16 protein-coding genes are annotated in these 15,303 nt (G+C 57.8%); 4 read left to right on the forward strand and 12 right to left on the reverse strand.

The window, feature by feature from the left end; genetic code table 11:
• Positions 1–115: 115 nt before the first annotated feature.
• Both GSQ94_RS08865 and GSQ94_RS08870 read left to right on the forward strand, forming a co-directional pair.
• Complete coding sequence (locus tag GSQ94_RS08865) at positions 116–1,180, forward strand: hypothetical protein (RefSeq protein ID WP_254063747.1); 1,065 nt, start codon at positions 116–118, stop codon at positions 1,178–1,180.
• Positions 1,177–1,524: a hypothetical protein gene (locus GSQ94_RS08870; protein WP_158943181.1), complete on the forward strand. Its 348-nt coding sequence runs from the start codon at positions 1,177–1,179 to the stop codon at positions 1,522–1,524. The genes GSQ94_RS08865 and GSQ94_RS08870 overlap by 4 nt, the downstream gene beginning before the upstream one ends.
• A gap of 69 nt (positions 1,525–1,593) precedes the next feature.
• Here the strand turns inward: GSQ94_RS08870 and GSQ94_RS08875 are convergent, their stop codons facing one another.
• The 3 genes from GSQ94_RS08875 to dcd form a co-directional block, all read right to left on the reverse strand.
• Positions 1,594–2,298 carry a lipid-binding SYLF domain-containing protein gene (locus GSQ94_RS08875; protein WP_254063748.1) on the reverse strand — a complete coding sequence of 235 codons (705 nt, stop codon included), beginning with the start codon at positions 2,296–2,298 and terminating at the stop codon, positions 1,594–1,596.
• A 429-nt stretch (positions 2,299–2,727) separates the two neighbouring features.
• On the reverse strand, positions 2,728–3,390 hold the full coding sequence (locus GSQ94_RS08880; protein ID WP_158943182.1) for a response regulator transcription factor: 663 nt from the start codon (positions 3,388–3,390) through the stop codon (positions 2,728–2,730).
• Positions 3,391–3,474: 84 nt separating this feature from the next.
• Positions 3,475–4,029, reverse strand: a complete 555-nt coding sequence (gene dcd / locus GSQ94_RS08885) for a dCTP deaminase (protein ID WP_158943183.1) — start codon at positions 4,027–4,029, stop codon at positions 3,475–3,477.
• 234 nt (positions 4,030–4,263) lie between these two features.
• Between dcd and GSQ94_RS08890 the strand changes: the two genes are divergently transcribed.
• The gene (locus GSQ94_RS08890; protein WP_158943184.1) at positions 4,264–4,533 is read left to right on the forward strand and encodes an HU family DNA-binding protein; all 270 of its coding nucleotides are present in this window, start codon (positions 4,264–4,266) and stop codon (positions 4,531–4,533) included.
• A 62-nt stretch (positions 4,534–4,595) separates the two neighbouring features.
• Here GSQ94_RS08890 and priA read toward each other — a convergent pair whose 3' ends face one another.
• The gene (gene priA, locus GSQ94_RS08895) at positions 4,596–7,100 is read right to left on the reverse strand and encodes a primosomal protein N' (RefSeq protein ID WP_158943185.1); all 2,505 of its coding nucleotides are present in this window, start codon (positions 7,098–7,100) and stop codon (positions 4,596–4,598) included.
• 268 nt (positions 7,101–7,368) lie between these two features.
• Here priA and GSQ94_RS08900 point away from each other — a divergent pair, with 268 nt between their 5' ends.
• Positions 7,369–8,016: a ribonuclease T2 gene (locus tag GSQ94_RS08900; protein ID WP_158943186.1), complete on the forward strand. Its 648-nt coding sequence runs from the start codon at positions 7,369–7,371 to the stop codon at positions 8,014–8,016.
• A 25-nt stretch (positions 8,017–8,041) separates the two neighbouring features.
• Here GSQ94_RS08900 and GSQ94_RS08905 read toward each other — a convergent pair whose 3' ends face one another.
• The 8 genes from GSQ94_RS08905 to rpoN form a co-directional block, all read right to left on the reverse strand.
• Positions 8,042–8,950, reverse strand: a complete 909-nt coding sequence (locus GSQ94_RS08905) for a uracil-DNA glycosylase family protein (protein ID WP_174240900.1) — start codon at positions 8,948–8,950, stop codon at positions 8,042–8,044.
• Between the two features lie 18 nt (positions 8,951–8,968).
• Positions 8,969–9,181, reverse strand: a complete 213-nt coding sequence (gene rpoZ / locus GSQ94_RS08910; protein WP_158943187.1) for a DNA-directed RNA polymerase subunit omega — start codon at positions 9,179–9,181, stop codon at positions 8,969–8,971.
• Positions 9,182–9,258: 77 nt separating this feature from the next.
• On the reverse strand, positions 9,259–9,918 hold the full coding sequence (gmk, locus tag GSQ94_RS08915) for a guanylate kinase (protein ID WP_158943188.1): 660 nt from the start codon (positions 9,916–9,918) through the stop codon (positions 9,259–9,261).
• Positions 9,919–9,988: 70 nt separating this feature from the next.
• Entirely contained in the window at positions 9,989–10,894 is a 906-nt protein-coding gene (locus tag GSQ94_RS08920) for a YicC/YloC family endoribonuclease (RefSeq protein ID WP_158943189.1), read from the reverse strand.
• On the reverse strand, positions 10,891–12,768 hold the full coding sequence (locus GSQ94_RS08925; RefSeq protein WP_174240901.1) for an ABC transporter ATP-binding protein: 1,878 nt from the start codon (positions 12,766–12,768) through the stop codon (positions 10,891–10,893). Before GSQ94_RS08925 ends, GSQ94_RS08920 begins: the two co-directional genes overlap by 4 nt.
• 70 nt (positions 12,769–12,838) lie before the next feature.
• Positions 12,839–13,780 carry an RNase adapter RapZ gene (rapZ, locus tag GSQ94_RS08930; RefSeq protein WP_158943190.1) on the reverse strand — a complete coding sequence of 314 codons (942 nt, stop codon included), beginning with the start codon at positions 13,778–13,780 and terminating at the stop codon, positions 12,839–12,841.
• A gap of 23 nt (positions 13,781–13,803) precedes the next feature.
• Positions 13,804–14,424: a ribosome hibernation-promoting factor, HPF/YfiA family gene (gene hpf, locus GSQ94_RS08935; RefSeq protein ID WP_158943191.1), complete on the reverse strand. Its 621-nt coding sequence runs from the start codon at positions 14,422–14,424 to the stop codon at positions 13,804–13,806.
• A gap of 44 nt (positions 14,425–14,468) precedes the next feature.
• A partial coding sequence (gene rpoN / locus GSQ94_RS08940) for an RNA polymerase factor sigma-54 (RefSeq protein WP_158943192.1) occupies positions 14,469–15,303 on the reverse strand: 835 nt, incomplete at its 5' end.

The following is a 15,303-nucleotide window of genomic DNA, read 5'->3' on the forward strand; positions in this document are numbered from 1 at the left end:
AGATTTTCTAACGTCGAACCTGACCATCTTCCTTGCTTTTAGAAATGACAATCAAACGACAAAATTGAGACGCGCGACCGACACCTCTCCGAAGAGCGCTCACTAGCATGTCTCTATGCCGCACCCGATACTGAAATCAGATATCCCCCAAACGGGCCGCTACAGGAAGGCGATGGTGTTCGCGCTCGCTCTTCTCTGCGCTACGAAGATCGTAGCGGCACAAGATACACCGCTCCTATCCGGCGGCGTTGCGTTCTTTCACAGCACCAGCGGAGGCAGCACGGACTTCACCCCTGTCATCGAGCCGTTGCTGGCAGCACCCATCGGCCAGCATCTGTTTATCGAGTCTCGAGCGACCCTGCTGGAGACGTGGCTCCCGAAAGGGAATGGTCAGAGCGGCGACGATCACATTCACTTCATCGGTCTGAACTATCTCTCTGGAGACTTTCTCATCAACCGTCACCTGACGCTGGTTGCCGGAAGCTACCTGGTTCCCTTTGCCTCGTACAACGAGCGCCTGTCTCCCATCTGGATCAATAACTTTCAGGACACGCCTTTGATCGCCAGCCTGGGCGTGAATACCGGCACTGGCCTGGGTGGGATGGCGCGCGGCTCTGTTGTCTCCCACGAGAAGTACTCCGTCGACTACACAGCCTTCTACTCCACTCGAAGCAACAACCTGCAGTTTCCTGCGGATCGCGAGTTTGGCGGACGAGTCAATCTCTATCTGCCTGTACAACGGCTGGAGGTTGGGTTTTCTTATGATCGTGTTCTGCAGGGTGTCCATGAAAACTTCTATGGAGTCCATGTGTGGTGGGAGCCGAAGGACACTGCACTCCGGCTGCGCTCTGAGTTTACCAGCGGACAGCACGCAGATGGGTATTGGGTTGAGGCCGACTATCGACTACAACGCTTCGGCGGTCCGGATAGCGTGATCGGGCGATTCGAGCCGGTCTTTCGCATGCAGCAGACCTTTCGTCGCGACAACGTGGCAAGCGATGGACTGTTGCCGGTGGATGTTCAGAGGGCAGACTTCGCGATCGACTACAACCTGCCTCACAACACAAGAATTCTTACCAGCTACGGACGGCAGTTTGCTTCCACTGGAGATCACAACGTATGGGAGACAGGTATCGTTTATCGCTTCCTCTTTCCAGCGTGGAGGGCAAAAGACAAATGACACCGACAAGGCTGTTTTCCATGACTCTGGCGGCTGTGCTCGTATCCGCTTCACTTCCGACCCTCGCCAAGCCAGTTCCACAGGCTGCTTCTTCAACGCCGCAGAGCGGCTCTACCGCTGGTAGTTCAGGCATGCACGCGACAGCAGGAAAGCCGCAGGCGAAAAAGCAGTTGGACCAGGCGGATGAGGGCAACAGAATCTTTGAGCAGAACTGCTCTCGCTGCCACAATGCGCCGGACGGCTTCTCTTCTCACATCTCCGGCACTGTCGTTCGTCATATGCGCGTACGAGCGAACCTTAGCGACCATGACGAGCAGGAGCTACTTCGCTTCTTCAATCCATAGAAAAGCCAACAGAAAAGCAAAAGGGACGGCTCAATGAGCCGTCCCTTTTAGCAGGCAAACGAAAGTTACTTACTGGTTTTTAGCTACGACAAAGTACTTCGCCACGGTGCGTACGAAGGGGCGAGCTTCCACAGGGGTAATCTGCTTACCGCCAAGGATCTGGTCGAAAGAGATATCCGAACCGTAGAGCGCACGGGTATCGTCCTGGTTCTGCGAGAGGACCGTACCATCGAGGTTGATGCCGGCAAATAGTCCCTTGCTACGTGAGTAGCTTAGGAACTCGGCATTCAGCTTCCAATCGGTTCCAGCCTGAGCATTGCGTCCAACCGGACCCGCCGCTGCAGCAGCATCCGCACCCAGCTTGAACTTGTTCTTCAACATGTCCTGCAGGCCCTGCTGGTTCATCGCAACGAGTACGAGGTCTGTCGCCTGTCCACCAATCTGGAAACCGAAGCTTCCGCCAGCGAGCTGAACACAGACTGGAGCGCTCCACTTGCCACCTGGCGTGCGGCAGGTAGCGACACCCTGGCCGTACTGGGCTCCAACTACGAATGCGCCCTTTTTGTAGCTGGGGATGACTACTACGCAAGACGCACCCGAGAGAATTCCTCCAGGGATTGCCTTGTCAGGGGTAGCCATAATCTCGTGGAGAACCTGGGTGGCAGACGTAAGGCGGTCTGCAACCTTCGCCTTATCGCCCTCCGCGTGCGCCGACAGAGAACCGGCAATCATTGCCAAACCACACAGAGTTACTGAAATCTTCTTCAATATCATCGATATTCCTTTCACATTCCCGTTCTGAATTTGGAGGGGACCCAACAAACTGTCTATTTCCAACACTATGTAGGATGGGCGAAAAACGCACCAAGTTGCCCAGCCACGCCAACGGGACTAGCATACGCCGAGAAGAAGGCCATACACGCGAAAAAATGGGGGTTGTAGAGATAATGTCGGTAGAACTCCGACGCTATCTCTACAACCCCTCTCCCAGGTCTGTGTTGCTTGGTAGTACTTTGCCTCACATTACCTTTGCCCACAACGGTACGAAGGTGGGTAGACCTTTGAGCAGTTTTTGTTAATCAAATAGTTAACAAATTTGCCAGTAAAAAACAGACTTAACTCTATCCTGGGTAGGGTTTATGGCGATGTGGCTCCGCGAAACCGCCTTGAGTGCCCTAATTCTTCGATGAATCGCCAATTACCTTACTTCAGGATGAGTTGCTGGCCGACGACATGCACAGAGAGCGCAATCCGGTTTTCTACTCCGACCTTTCGCATCAGTTTGCCCACGTGCTTCTTGACTGTGGCGACGTCGATTCCAAGTTCTTCAGCAATCATGCGGTTTGGATGTCCAGCGACCAGCAAACGTAGAACCTGGAGCTCGCGCTCGGTGAATCTGGGTTCTTTGGCTGGTTTCGCGGCTGCTGCTGCCTCCGCTCGGGTCGATTCGAGTAATCGGGCCAATACTTTGCGCGGAGCCCACACAGAGCCGTCCTGGACGATCTCGATCGCCATACGGATCTCGCTCTCCTTCGAGGTCTGGGCCAGGTAACCTTTCGCCCCGGCGCCGATGATGCGCTCGATATGGTCGTGGTCCTCCTCCAGACCGAGCACGATAAGCCGGAAACGAGGCCGCGTCCTGCGAAAGCTTGCCAGCAGCTCAAAGATATGTTCTGTACAGGCCGAATCTACGAGAATCAACGAGACTCCGGAGGCATCGAGAGCCCCTGGAACCGAGAGGGGAACGATCTCGACCGGTCCACCACTTGGAAAGATGGTCTGCAACCCCAAAACCCGCAATGGATCTGCCGCCACCAAACCCACCCGCAACGGTCCACGGGCCTTCTTGTTCTTCCTGTCTTTCATTTTGCGGCACAGCCCCTTTACTCAGCATCGTGCAATTAGTAGGCCGTCTTTAGCGCTTTTAGAAAATCATGCCCCCTGCCATCTCTACAGCTTCGGCAGAACGATTCCCTGCTGGTTCTGGTACTTCCCTTTACGGTCCGCATAACTGACCTCACAGACCTCGTCGGACTGGAAGAACAGGATCTGGCAGAGCCCTTCATTCGCATAGATGCGAGCCGGCAGCGGGGTCGTGTTCGAGATCTCGAGGGTGACAAAACCTTCCCACTCGGGCTCGAACGGGGTGACATTTACGATGATGCCGCAACGGGCGTAGGTCGATTTCCCGACGCAGATTGTGAGCACATCGCGAGGGATCTTGAAGTATTCAATCGATCGCGCGAGTGCGAAAGAGTTAGGCGGAACGATGACGCTGTCGGCCTGCACCGTTACGAAAGAGCGCTCGTCGAACGCTTTTGGATCGATGATGGCGCTATTGACGTTGGTGAAGATCTTGAACTCGTCCGAGACGCGGAGATCATAGCCGTAGGAGGAGAGTCCATAGGAGATGACTCCCTCTCGAACCTGTTTCTCGCTGAAAGGAGCGATCATTCCATGTTTGGTTGCCTGTTCGCGAATCCAACGGTCGCTTTTGATTGCCACTCTGGTGTGCCCCTTCGGTTCTACGATTTGAATTTTCGCAGAAGGTAATATCACTAATTGTCGCAGAAGGGTGTAAATTGGGTGCGGTAGTGCCCAGGCCCTCTTGCCTCATTAGATTCTTCATCTTACGGTAGCGTTCTTTCGTTGACAATCTGAGTTCGAGTTTCTACCATCACCGTACTACCAGGTCAGCATCAGTTTCTAAAAAATTACAGCCCAAGGACGGCGGCCCAGATGATTAAGCAGGATCTCATACAGAGGGTGGTGGAAAGAACCGGCCTTCCCAGGACAAAAGCAGAGTCGGCTGTCGATGCGATCTTCGAGAGCATGAAGGCGACTCTTATCGCGGGCGACCGCATTGAACTCCGCGGATTCGGTGTTTTTACCGTCAAACCGCGCAAAACCGGAATCGGCCGCAACCCAAGGACCGGAGCCGAGGTCACCATTGCACCAGGCAAGGCGGTTCGTTTCAAGCCCGGCAAAGAACTGCACCTTCTCGACTAAGCACCGGACGAAATCTCTGTCCAAACCCTACCTCCCCTACAATCTGTTGCTGCGAGGCACCGTTACATCAGGTGAACCGCATCCACGTCGACCACTAGGTTCCGGCGGGCGATCCCTTGCGTCTCCGCGTAGGCCAGCATCGCCCGCAACGCCTCGCCCAGTGACTGCCGCCGCTCCGCCTTCAGCACAAAGTGATAACGATAGATTCGCTTGAGCTTTACGATGGGAGCCGCTGCCGGACCCAGAACCCGTATCTTGTCCAACGTAGCTTTCTGGAACCATCGTCCCAGTGTTGCCGCCCACCCGGTCGCCTCTTCCAGCTTCTCGCTCTGTATCACGACATTGGCCAGCACGGAAAACGGCGGATAGTGCATCCATCGCCGATACTGCATCTCTTTTGCTACGAAGCCGGGGTAGTCATGGGTCGCAGCAAACTGAATCGCATAGTGATCCGGATGGTAGGTCTGCACCAGCACTTTCCCAATCAGATCGCCCCGCCCTGCTCTGCCTGAAACCTGCGTCAGTAGCTGAAAGACACGCTCCGCGGCGCGGAAGTCCGGCAGGCCGAGAGCGAAGTCCGCTCCGATCACTCCTACCAGCGTTACGCCGTGAATATCATGCCCCTTCGCGATCATCTGCGTGCCGACCAGCAGGTTGATCTCTCCTCCATGCAGGCGCGCGAGCAGACGTTCCATATCACTGCGCCCGCGAACGGTATCGCGATCCATTCGACCTATCCGCGCTGTAGGAAACAGCTCTTGCAATCTTTCTTCACCCTGCTGCGATCCCGCGCCTAGAAAGTAGAGGTGCTCACTGGCACACTTGGGACAGACCTTGGGCACCGACCGCCGTGACCCGCAGTAGTGGCACTCCAGACGCTGGCCGGGCTGCGCGATTGCATCGTTGCCACTCACGGGTTTGTGATACGTCATCGACACCGCGCAGTTCTCGCACTCGATCTTCTCGCCGCAGCTTCTGCACATCACGGTCGACGAATAACCTCGTCGGTTCAGCAGCAGGATGACCTGCTCTCCGCGGTCGAGCGTAGCCTGTGTCTCTTCGATGAGTTTGCGAGAGAAGATCTGCTCCTGGCCGGTCTCGCGAAACTCCTGGCGCATATCCACCAGCTCAACCAGCGGCAGGGGACGGTCCATCACCCTCTGCCGCATCTCGATCCGCGCATACCTGCCCTTGTCCGCGTTCGCCCAGCTCTCAAGCGAAGGCGTTGCCGACCCCAGCACGACGACCGTACCGTTGCCATCGCCGGTCAACTTGGCGCGCATCACCGCGACGTCTCTGCCGTGATAGCGCGGTGTCTCCTCCTGCTTGTAGCTCGAGTCGTGCTCCTCGTCGACGATGATCAATCCCAGCTCGACCATCGGTGCAAAGACAGCCGAGCGCGTGCCCACCACGATCCTCGCTTCGCCCCGGCGGATCCTGTGCCACTGCTCTGCCCGCTCGTCCGGCGTTAGCTGCGAGTGCAGCAGCGCCACCTCCCCGCCGAACGCCGCCACCATCTGCCCTGCCATCGCCGGCGTCAAACCGATCTCCGGCACAAGCAGCAGCGCGGACTTGCCAGCATCGAGTGCCCGCTGCATCGCAGCAAAGTAAACCGAGGTCTTTCCGCTTCCTGTCACGCCGTACAGCAGATGAGGCCGAAACCCACCCTTCTCCATCGCGGCGGCAATCGTACTCAGCGCCTCCATCTGCGCCTCATTCAGGGCATGCTCATGCGCGTGTTTCTTTCCCTCCGCGCCGACGCCGCCAAGATGAAACTCCTCCGCGACCTCTTCCATCGTCACCAGGCCACGCTTCACCAACGTGCCGAGCGTGGAGTCTGGAACACCCGCGCGACTCAGGCTCAACCGCAGATCTTTCAGCTTCATCCGTCCGCCCACTGCGGCCAGCTCCGCCAGAATCGCCGTCTGATTCTCATTGAGCCTGGGCAGCCGCGCCTCTGCCACGAGCACCGCGACCTTCTCCAACCGCCTAGCATCGCGTTCCTCCGCTACCACCTCGCGCACGAGCCACTTCTTCCGAACCATCCCCTCGAGCAGCGTTTTGTTAGCACCCGTAGCTGATCGCAGAGCCGACATCTTCGCCTGCTCCCCGCCCTCCAGGTAGTTCAACACCGAGTACTCTCGGTTTTGCTCCTCCGGCGTCAGCTTCGACCGGCGCGAGGAGCCCTTCAGTGCTCCCTCGTAGAGAACCTTTCGGCCAGCTTCCGCAATCCTGTAAGAAAAATGCCGTTTCACCTCGGCCGCCAGCGGCAACATCCCACGCAGTACCTCACCCAGCGGTGCGACATAATACTGCGCTATCCACGCAGCCAGCTTCATCAGTTCATCCGGCAGCAGCGCGGCTTCGTCGAGCACCTGCTGCACCGGCTTGATTTCGAAGCCCTCAACAGGCGCGTCCTCATGCACTCGCACGACGACCCCCATCAGCCTCTGCCCGCTGAACGGCACAAGCACCCGCGCCCCCACTACCGGAACCGCGCCATTCACCGCATAGGTGAACATCTGGTCGAGCGGCACAGGCAGAGCAACGTCACAAAACAGAGGCATCTCTCCAGCTTATCCGCTCTCTGCGACTCTTGCAGTGGAGGAGTTGGATGAGAGTACGCGCCAGCAGATCCTGATCAATTAATGGGCGGGGATACTGTCGTACGCGTTGCTCCACTCGCTCGCCATCTGGGCCTTCGGCGTAGGCCCCGGAGACCTTCCCGCTCTGTGGCGCCGTTCGCCAATCCATACTCGGCTTCCATGCTCATTCGTTATCCTGAAGGCCTTCCTGCTATGCTCCTGTAGCTAGCCAACCGCACTCCCGGCTCTTATGAAAACCACACTTCTTCTCCTTCTTCTGGCCGCCATCGGCTGCCAACGGCAGTTGCAGCCAGGGCCAGGCGCAGGACCAGTCGACCGCGCGGAGGTGCCCGCTGCAAGCCAACCTTTTGACTACTACCTTCTCAATCTCTCCTGGTCTCCAGAGTTCTGCCACTCGCATCCCAACGCGACGGAGTGTGCGCAGCGCCCTGCCTTTGTCTTGCATGGCCTATGGCCCCAGAACATGAGTGGCAGCTATCCGCAGAACTGCTCAATCGACGACGGCCCACGCAATGCCTCTGCATACGGCGACATCTATCCCGATGCCGGCCTGCTCCGCCACGAGTGGCGCACACATGGCACCTGCTCCGGACTCTCGCCCGACGCCTTCTTCACCCTTGCACGCAAGGCCTTCCAGTCAATCGCTATCCCGCCTACCCTGGCTCAGCTCGATCATCAGATCTCGCTGACACCAGGTCAGCTTATCGACCTCTTCAAGACCGCGAACCCACGCATCCCAGCCGCCAGCCTCGCGATCAGCTGCGGAAACAACTACCTCACTGCAGTGGAGGTCTGTCTCGACAAACGCGCACAGCCTACTCCGTGCGGCCCCATCCGTTCCTGTCGTGCCAACGCGGTCCGCATCACACCACCGTAACGCTGACACTACAACGTGGCTCCGATCAGCCTCGAGACGCGCCCTTCAATCCCATCTCCGCCATCACCATCTGCAGATCCTTCCAGGCCTCACCCTTCATTCGCGGGTCCCGCAGCAAAAACGCCGGATGGTAGGTCACCGCGAGCTTCGCGCCACGGCAGCTATGCCACCGCCCACGCAATCCGCTCAGAGACTGTTTCACTCCGAGCAGATACATCGCCGCGGTAGACCCCAGCGCCACGATTACCTGAGGCTGAACGACGTCGATCTGTTGCAGCAAGAACGGGTCGCAGGTATTCGCCTCGACCGGCTCAGGAACGCGATTGGCAGGCGGCCTGCACTTTACTATATTGGCGATATAGACCTCTTCGCGCTTGAGGCCCATCGCCTGGATCATATTGTTCAGCAGTTGCCCAGCCTTGCCCACGAAAGGAACTCCTGAGGCATCCTCATCCGCGCCTGGCCCTTCGCCGACAAACAGCAACCGAGCGTTAGCATCACCGTCACCGAAGACGATAGAACGCCGGCCCGCATAGGCCAGCGGGCAGCGGGTACAGTCGCCGATCTCCTCCCGAATTGCAGTGAGCGCATCCGCTTTATGCGCCGCTTCCACCCGGATCGCGGGCACGGGAAGAAGATCATCGAAACTCACAAGCTTGGCGATGAGAGACTCCGGAGATTCAGGTCTGCCTGGAACTGGCGCTACTCTAAACTTCTGCTCCGACGCAGGTGCGCTTACGTGCACAGGGCGGGGCGCATCCACGATACCAACAGCATCGACCACAGGCGTGCCAGCAGACGCAACAACAGAGTTTAGAGCCGGGCTAGAATCTGCTTCGACGTACACCGGTTCGCCCTGACGGTAGAAGTCATGGACGCCCATGTCACGAAGGTATTCCACGTAAGCCCGCAGCTGTTCTGCTTCACCTGCCATGGCTCTATGGTATCGCGCTTAGTGCAGAGGAGTATCGAGGACCGGTTCTACCACGCGCTCCGGCAGAACGAACTTGACGTGTCCCTGCTTGATCTCATCCTGCGCCACGCGACAAGCCTTCATCGACTTGGCCACGATCAGAGGAGCGGCGCCAGACTGGAGCTGCCGCGCACGACGCGCCGCACCCTTTACCAAACTGTATTTGTTGTGGAAAGCATTCTCAATCGTCATGCGTTTCACCCCGATGTCTGAAGTTATAACTCACCGCGGCGAAAAGCCATACACAATTCGTAGTGGATAAGTAGTCCTTAATCCCGAAACGAATTCAGCGCGGCTTTCAAGCGTGGGGAAGCCGCGTCCGTTCTACAGCTCGACGCCAACGCCTGCACTCCATCGCGCTCTCCCCGTTCGCACAAAACAATCGCGCGCATCTCCGCCACAGCCTGATCAAGCACATCGTTCACCAGCGCGTACTTGTAGTCCCACATCTGCTTCAACTCATTGCGTGCTTCTGCGAGCCTGCTTTGAATTACCTGCTCGGAGGTCACATGCTCTGCTTCGCTGCGGTTGCGCAGCCGCCTCTCGAGGACCTGCGGGCTCGGCGGCAGAATGAAGATCGACACCGCAGGCGGCAGTTTCTTCATCACCTGCACCGCACCCTGCACATCGATATCCAGCAGGAGATCTTTTCCTGCGTCCTTCGCATGCCGAAGTGCCGACATCGCCGTCCCGTAGTAGTTTCCAAAGACCTGTGCCCACTCCAGAAAGTCTCCGGCGGCAATCATCCGCTCAAACTCTTCTCGCGTCGTGAAGTGGTACTCCCGGCCGTCCGTCTCCGATCCGCGAGGGGCCCGCGTCGTATAGGAGATTGAAAAATCCAACCCCTCCACCAGCGATCTTAGCTGGCTTACCAGCGTTGACTTCCCTGAACCCGAAGGCGCCGAGATAATAAAAAGTATTCCTGCCATGCGCCTCAATGATCCGTTCTATGCGTCTCTGTCAGTCTACCAATGCCCGTCTAACAATCGCGCCCGAACTCTATTCGAGATTCTGAACCTGCTCCCGCGCCTTCTCGATTTCTGCCTTCATCTCAAGCCCCAGCTCTGTAATCCGCAGACTGTTCTCGCCTGCTGCCCCGCTGGTCTTCGACAACATCGTATTCGCCTCGCGGTTCAACTCCTGCAACAGAAAATCCAGGCGCTTGCCTAGCTCTCCGCCCTCTGTCAGCATCGTTACAAAGCGCTCCACGTGGGTACGCAGACGAACGATCTCCTCTTCGATGTCGCTCTTCTCCGCCAGCACTGCAGCCTCGGACAACAGCCGCTCCTCGCTTACGGGAACACCCTGGGTCAGCTCCATCAACCTGCTTCGCAGCCGCTCGAACTGTGCCTCCCGCACCCCATTCCTCAGCGCGGCCATCTCTTCGCCAAATGCCTGCAACCGCAGCATTGATGCCTTCAACTCCGAGGCCAGGGAAGCACCCTCCTGCGCGCGTCCCTCGTTCAGCTTCTTCACCAGCGGCACAATCTGTGCGAGCACAGCCTCATCGAGCCCCTCCACCTCGGCGGCGCCGACAGTGCTCTCCGTGCTCATTACGCCGGGAATGCGAAGCATCGCATTCAAGTCAGGGTCGCTCGACATGCCATGCATCGTTGCAGCCTCGCGGAACGCCTTCACATAAGCCTCAAGCAACCCTGCGTTCAACTGGATCTCTACGCTGGCCTTTCGCTCCACCTGCAGCGTCACCTCGATATGCCCGCGCCGCAGATTCTCCTTCAACACTCGGCGCATCTGCACCTCCAGCGCGTCGCAGAAAGAAGGGAGCCGAAGATGTAAGTCGAGAAACCGGTGGTTGACACTCTTCATCGTCAACGTAAACGCAACGCTGTCCCGCACTGAGCCACGCAGACTGGCGTAACCCGTCATCGAATAGATCTGAGTCACGCCATCCCCTCCAACTCCACTGGCAACACGTTTTCGCTCCCATCAACCGGCGCGAGGTCGTCTTCGCTGAACTGCATGTTATACAGCCGCCGGTAGGTGCCGGACTGCCGCATCAGTTCATCATGCGTTCCTATCTCTGTAATCTGTCCGCCTTCAATCACCGCGATGCGAGAAGCCCTCCGCACCGTCGATAGCCGATGTGCGATAACAAACACGGTGCGCCCCTGCATCAAGTTCGCCAGTGCGGCCTGCACAAACTGTTCACTCTCCATATCGAGAGCGGAGGTCGCCTCATCCAGAATCAGGATCGGAGCATTCTTTAAAATCGCCCGCGCAATGGCCAGCCGTTGGCGCTCGCCCCCGCTCAGCCGCGTCCCCTTCTCCCCAATCTTCGTGTCGTAGCCCTCCGGCATATTGAGAATGAACTCGTGTGCCAGCGCCATTCTTGCAGCTTCTTCCACCCTGCTCATCGGAACGTCAGGCTGCCCATACGCGATGTTGTTCCGCACCGTATCGTTGAACAGCACCGTCTCCTGCGTCACCTTGCCGATCTGCTGGCGCAGCGACGCGATCGTCACATCGCGAAGATCATGGCCATCCAGCATGATCTTTCCTTCGTTGACATCGAAGAAGCGAGGAATCAGATTCACCAGAGAAGACTTCCCTGCCCCACTGGGGCCTACGAACGCAATCACCTCGCCAGGCCGCACCTTCAGATTGATTCCATGAAGCACCTGCTTTACCTCGCCGTCGCTCTCATAGGCGAAGCCGACATTCTCAAACTGAATCTCCTCCCTAAATCCCTTCAGCACAAACGCGCGCTTCTTCTCCTGCACATCATCCTGCGCATCCATAAACTTGAAGATCTCTTCGCTCGCGCCCAGCGCCTGCTGAAAGCTGTTGTAGAAGAGAGCAAACTTGCGCACCGGGTCGTAGAGCGTAAAGACGGCAATCAGGAACGAGATAAACGAGCCGATCGTCATCGATCCGCTCTTGATGCGGTCGCGGCCCAGCAGCAACAGTAGCGCGATCGCGACCGAGCCCAGGCCATCCATCAGCGGCGAGCTGATCGCCTGAACGCTCACCGACCGCAGGTTCGCGCTGAAGAGCCTGCGCGCCGCGCGACGAAAGCGGTTCATCTCCCACAGTTCCATCCCGAACGCTTTGACGATTCGATTTCCCGTGATCGTCTCGTGAAGGATGTTCTGAATCTCGGCCAGCTTGTCCTGCCCCTTGCGCGTCGTCTGCCGCACGCGCCGCCCGATGCGTCGAGCCGATGAGATCACCACAGGAACAAACAGCAGCAGCACCCAGGCCAGCTTCCCGCCGTAGAAGATCGCTACACCCGTCATGAAGATGAGCGTAAAGACCTGTTGCAGGAACTCCCCCAACACACTCGACATCGCGGTCTGTACGCGCTCGATGTCGTTGATGAGCGTCGAGAGCAACGTTCCCGTCGTATGCTTTTGGAAGAAGCCCACCGAGCGCCGCAACACCGCGTTGTACAGGTCATTCCGCAGATCGGTAATCATTCCGAAGCCCGCGTAGTTCACCAGGTACGTGCCGATGTAGTCGCACACTGACTTCACCAGTGCGGAGACCACCAGCGCGTAGGCCACCACCGTCCAGGCATTATGCAGGCCAGTCGGTACAAGAAAATGCAGGTTCAGAGGTCTGCCGAGCACCGGCACATGTGGAAACACCAGCACGTCATGCGTATACGCATCAGGGCTCAGCACGTTGTCGAAGATCGGCTTTACCAGCAGCACGCGAAACGCCGCCATCGCGCCGACCACCGCCATCAACACCACCGAGGCCAGGGAATAGAGCGAATACGGCCGAACGTATAGCAGCAATCGCCAGATGCGCTTCAAGCCGTCACTCTCCCGATTGTCGTCACGCTGCGCATCTTACTATTCTAGTGCGCCACACGGTTCCCAGTGGTCACGTCGGCATATCCCGGTGGGTCGTGTTGACACGATAGCCCTCTTGCTCCAGCCGCTTTCTCATCTCTTCCGCGATAAAGACAGAGCGGTGCTGCCCGCCGGTGCACCCAAACGCGACCGTCAGATAGCTCTTTCCCTCCTTGATGTAGTGCGGGAGAAGAAACTTCAGCATCTCTGCAGTCTTGTCCAGAAACTCTTTGGTCTGCGGAAATCCCATGACGTACTTGGCCACCTTCGGGTGCTTCCCCGTCAGCTTGCGAAACTCCGGTATGAAATGAGGATTCGGCAGGAAGCGCACATCGAAGACCAGATCCGCCTCCGTCGGCACGCCATTCTTGAAGCCGAAGCTGTTGGACGAGATCATCAGCCCTCGCCCGGTCTCTTCTCGCTCGAACTGCGAGTTGATGTGGGCCCGAAGATCGTGCACATTGAATTTCGTCGTATCCAGCACAATGTCGGCGACGTTGCGAATCGGATCCAGACGTTTGCGCTCGGCTCGAATCGACTTCACCACAGTATCGCTTCGTCCCATGGGGTGCGGCCGGCGCGTCTCTGAAAAGCGACGAATCAGGGCATTTTCACTCGCCTCAAGGAACAACACCCGGGTCGGCAGCACCTTGCGCACCTTCTTCAGGATCGCAGGAAACTCATCCAACCTCATCCCCTCGCGCACATCGACCACCAGCGCCGCCCGTTCGATCTCCACCGACTGCCGCACCAGATCCGCAAAACGCGGGACCAACTCCAACGGAAGATTATCGACAGAGTAGTATCCGAGGTCTTCGAACGCCTTCAGCGCCGATAGCTTCCCCGAGCCCGAAAGTCCAGTGAGAATGACCAACTCGCGGCGAAGCTCTGGAGTCACGGCCTCAACGACCTTCTTCCTGCTTTTCTTCGCGGATGACTTCACAGAGCTCTTCTTGACCTGCTTCCTCGTCATGCTCAAAATCCTAGCACCCCAGCCTAAGGAACTTCTATCAACTCCATCTTTCCGTCACGCTTGCGATAGAGAACCATTGCCTGACCCCCATGATCGCGAAAGACAAACACCTCGCGGTCCCGAAACGCAGCCTCTTTCACCGCCTCCTCAAGGGACATCGGCCGCAGCGCCACCGATTCGTTCGAACGCACCAAATGCGGCTCTGACAGCGGGGACTGTGACGGGAAAGAATGAACCAGCATCGGCACAGCCTTGCGGCCAACGCTGCTCTTGGCAGCCACCTTCACCACGGTCGTCTTCCCCCCAACGGGTGCCTCAGCCGCAGCTGCGCCCTTCAGATCCGACTTCGGATGCCGCTTGATCGTTCCGTACTTCTTCTTATGCCGGATCGCCTGTTGCTCGATCTTCGCCAGCGCATCGTGCAGCGCGACCACCATATCCGTATCTTCGCATCGCGCCACCAGCTTCTGATGCTTGGTCTGCACCGTCACCTCGGCGATCTGTCTGTACTTGTCCGTGGATAAAATCACATGCACGCTGCCAGAGTTGCCGACGATCTTTGCAATCGCCGCAATACCTTCCTCAGCCTGCAACTTCAGCTTCTTTGTGATGGTTGTCTGTCTACCGGTGTACTCCACGTCCATACGTTCACCTCGTTCTGCGATCGATTCGGATCTTTCGCAGACGATCAGCGTACACGACGTTGGTGAGTACTTGGAATCTGCATATCTTCCCTGTACTTCGCAACCGTTCTGCGAGTCACCTGGATCCCCTGCCGTTGCAGCTCCGCCGCGAGCTGATCGTCCGTCAAAGGCTTCCGTTCATCCTCTTCCTCGATCAGCTTCTTCACCTTGCGTTTCAGCAGAACCAGCGGCAGATCGCCGCCCTCCGGCCCGTTCACCCCCTCGGAGAAGAAGAACCGCAGCTCGAAGACGCCCTGCGAGGTATGCACATACTTATTCGCCACCGCGCGGCTAACCGTCGAAGGATGCACCCCGATCTCCTCCGCAACCTCTTTAATCATCATCGGCTTCAGCGCGTTGACGCCGTGCTCCAGAAACTCCTGTTGCCGGCGGACGATCACCTCGCAGGTGCGCACAATCGTGTTCTTCCTCTGCTCGATGTTCCGCAGCAGCTGAATCGCCGACTTGTACCGTTCCTTCACATACTCTTTGACTTCTTTCTCGGTCTGCTTCTGTTGCAGCATCTTGCGATAACCCTGATTCAGCCGCAGGGTCGGCATATCCTCTTCGTTCATCAGCACGACATAGACATCGTCCCGCTTCACAAACGCAACATCCGGCTCAATCAAACGGGTCTCGCTCTGGTTGTAGCGTTGACCAGGCCTTGGGTCGAGCGTACGAATAAACTCCACCGCCGCATTCACCTCGTCCGCCGTGCGTCCGCAGCTTCGGGTCAGCTCGCGCATGTCCTTCTTCTGCAACAGAGCCAGGCAGTTCGTCACAATGTGCGTTGCGATGCTGAAGATGTCTTCGCGCCCCGGACTTTCAGCGGCGCTCAGC

This window comes from Granulicella sp. S190 (assembly GCF_009766095.1).
GTDB lineage: Bacteria > Acidobacteriota > Terriglobia > Terriglobales > Acidobacteriaceae > Edaphobacter.

Excerpts from the sequence above, each read along its gene's own strand:
- GSQ94_RS08865 (WP_254063747.1), top strand. The coding sequence starts at position 116 with ATGCCGCACCCGATACTGAAATCAGATATCCCCCAAACGGGCCGCTAC.
- GSQ94_RS08870 (WP_158943181.1), top strand. The coding sequence starts at position 1,177 with ATGACACCGACAAGGCTGTTTTCCATGACTCTGGCGGCTGTGCTCGTA.
- GSQ94_RS08875 (WP_254063748.1), bottom strand. The coding sequence starts at position 2,298 with ATGATATTGAAGAAGATTTCAGTAACTCTGTGTGGTTTGGCAATGATT.
- GSQ94_RS08880 (WP_158943182.1), bottom strand. The coding sequence starts at position 3,390 with ATGAAAGACAGGAAGAACAAGAAGGCCCGTGGACCGTTGCGGGTGGGT.
- GSQ94_RS08890 (WP_158943184.1), top strand. The coding sequence starts at position 4,264 with ATGATTAAGCAGGATCTCATACAGAGGGTGGTGGAAAGAACCGGCCTT.
- priA (WP_158943185.1), bottom strand. The coding sequence starts at position 7,100 with ATGCCTCTGTTTTGTGACGTTGCTCTGCCTGTGCCGCTCGACCAGATG.
- GSQ94_RS08900 (WP_158943186.1), top strand. The coding sequence starts at position 7,369 with ATGAAAACCACACTTCTTCTCCTTCTTCTGGCCGCCATCGGCTGCCAA.
- GSQ94_RS08905 (WP_174240900.1), bottom strand. The coding sequence starts at position 8,950 with ATGGCAGGTGAAGCAGAACAGCTGCGGGCTTACGTGGAATACCTTCGT.
- rpoZ (WP_158943187.1), bottom strand. The coding sequence starts at position 9,181 with ATGACGATTGAGAATGCTTTCCACAACAAATACAGTTTGGTAAAGGGT.
- gmk (WP_158943188.1), bottom strand. The coding sequence starts at position 9,918 with ATGGCAGGAATACTTTTTATTATCTCGGCGCCTTCGGGTTCAGGGAAG.
- rapZ (WP_158943190.1), bottom strand. The coding sequence starts at position 13,780 with ATGACGAGGAAGCAGGTCAAGAAGAGCTCTGTGAAGTCATCCGCGAAG.
- hpf (WP_158943191.1), bottom strand. The coding sequence starts at position 14,424 with ATGGACGTGGAGTACACCGGTAGACAGACAACCATCACAAAGAAGCTG.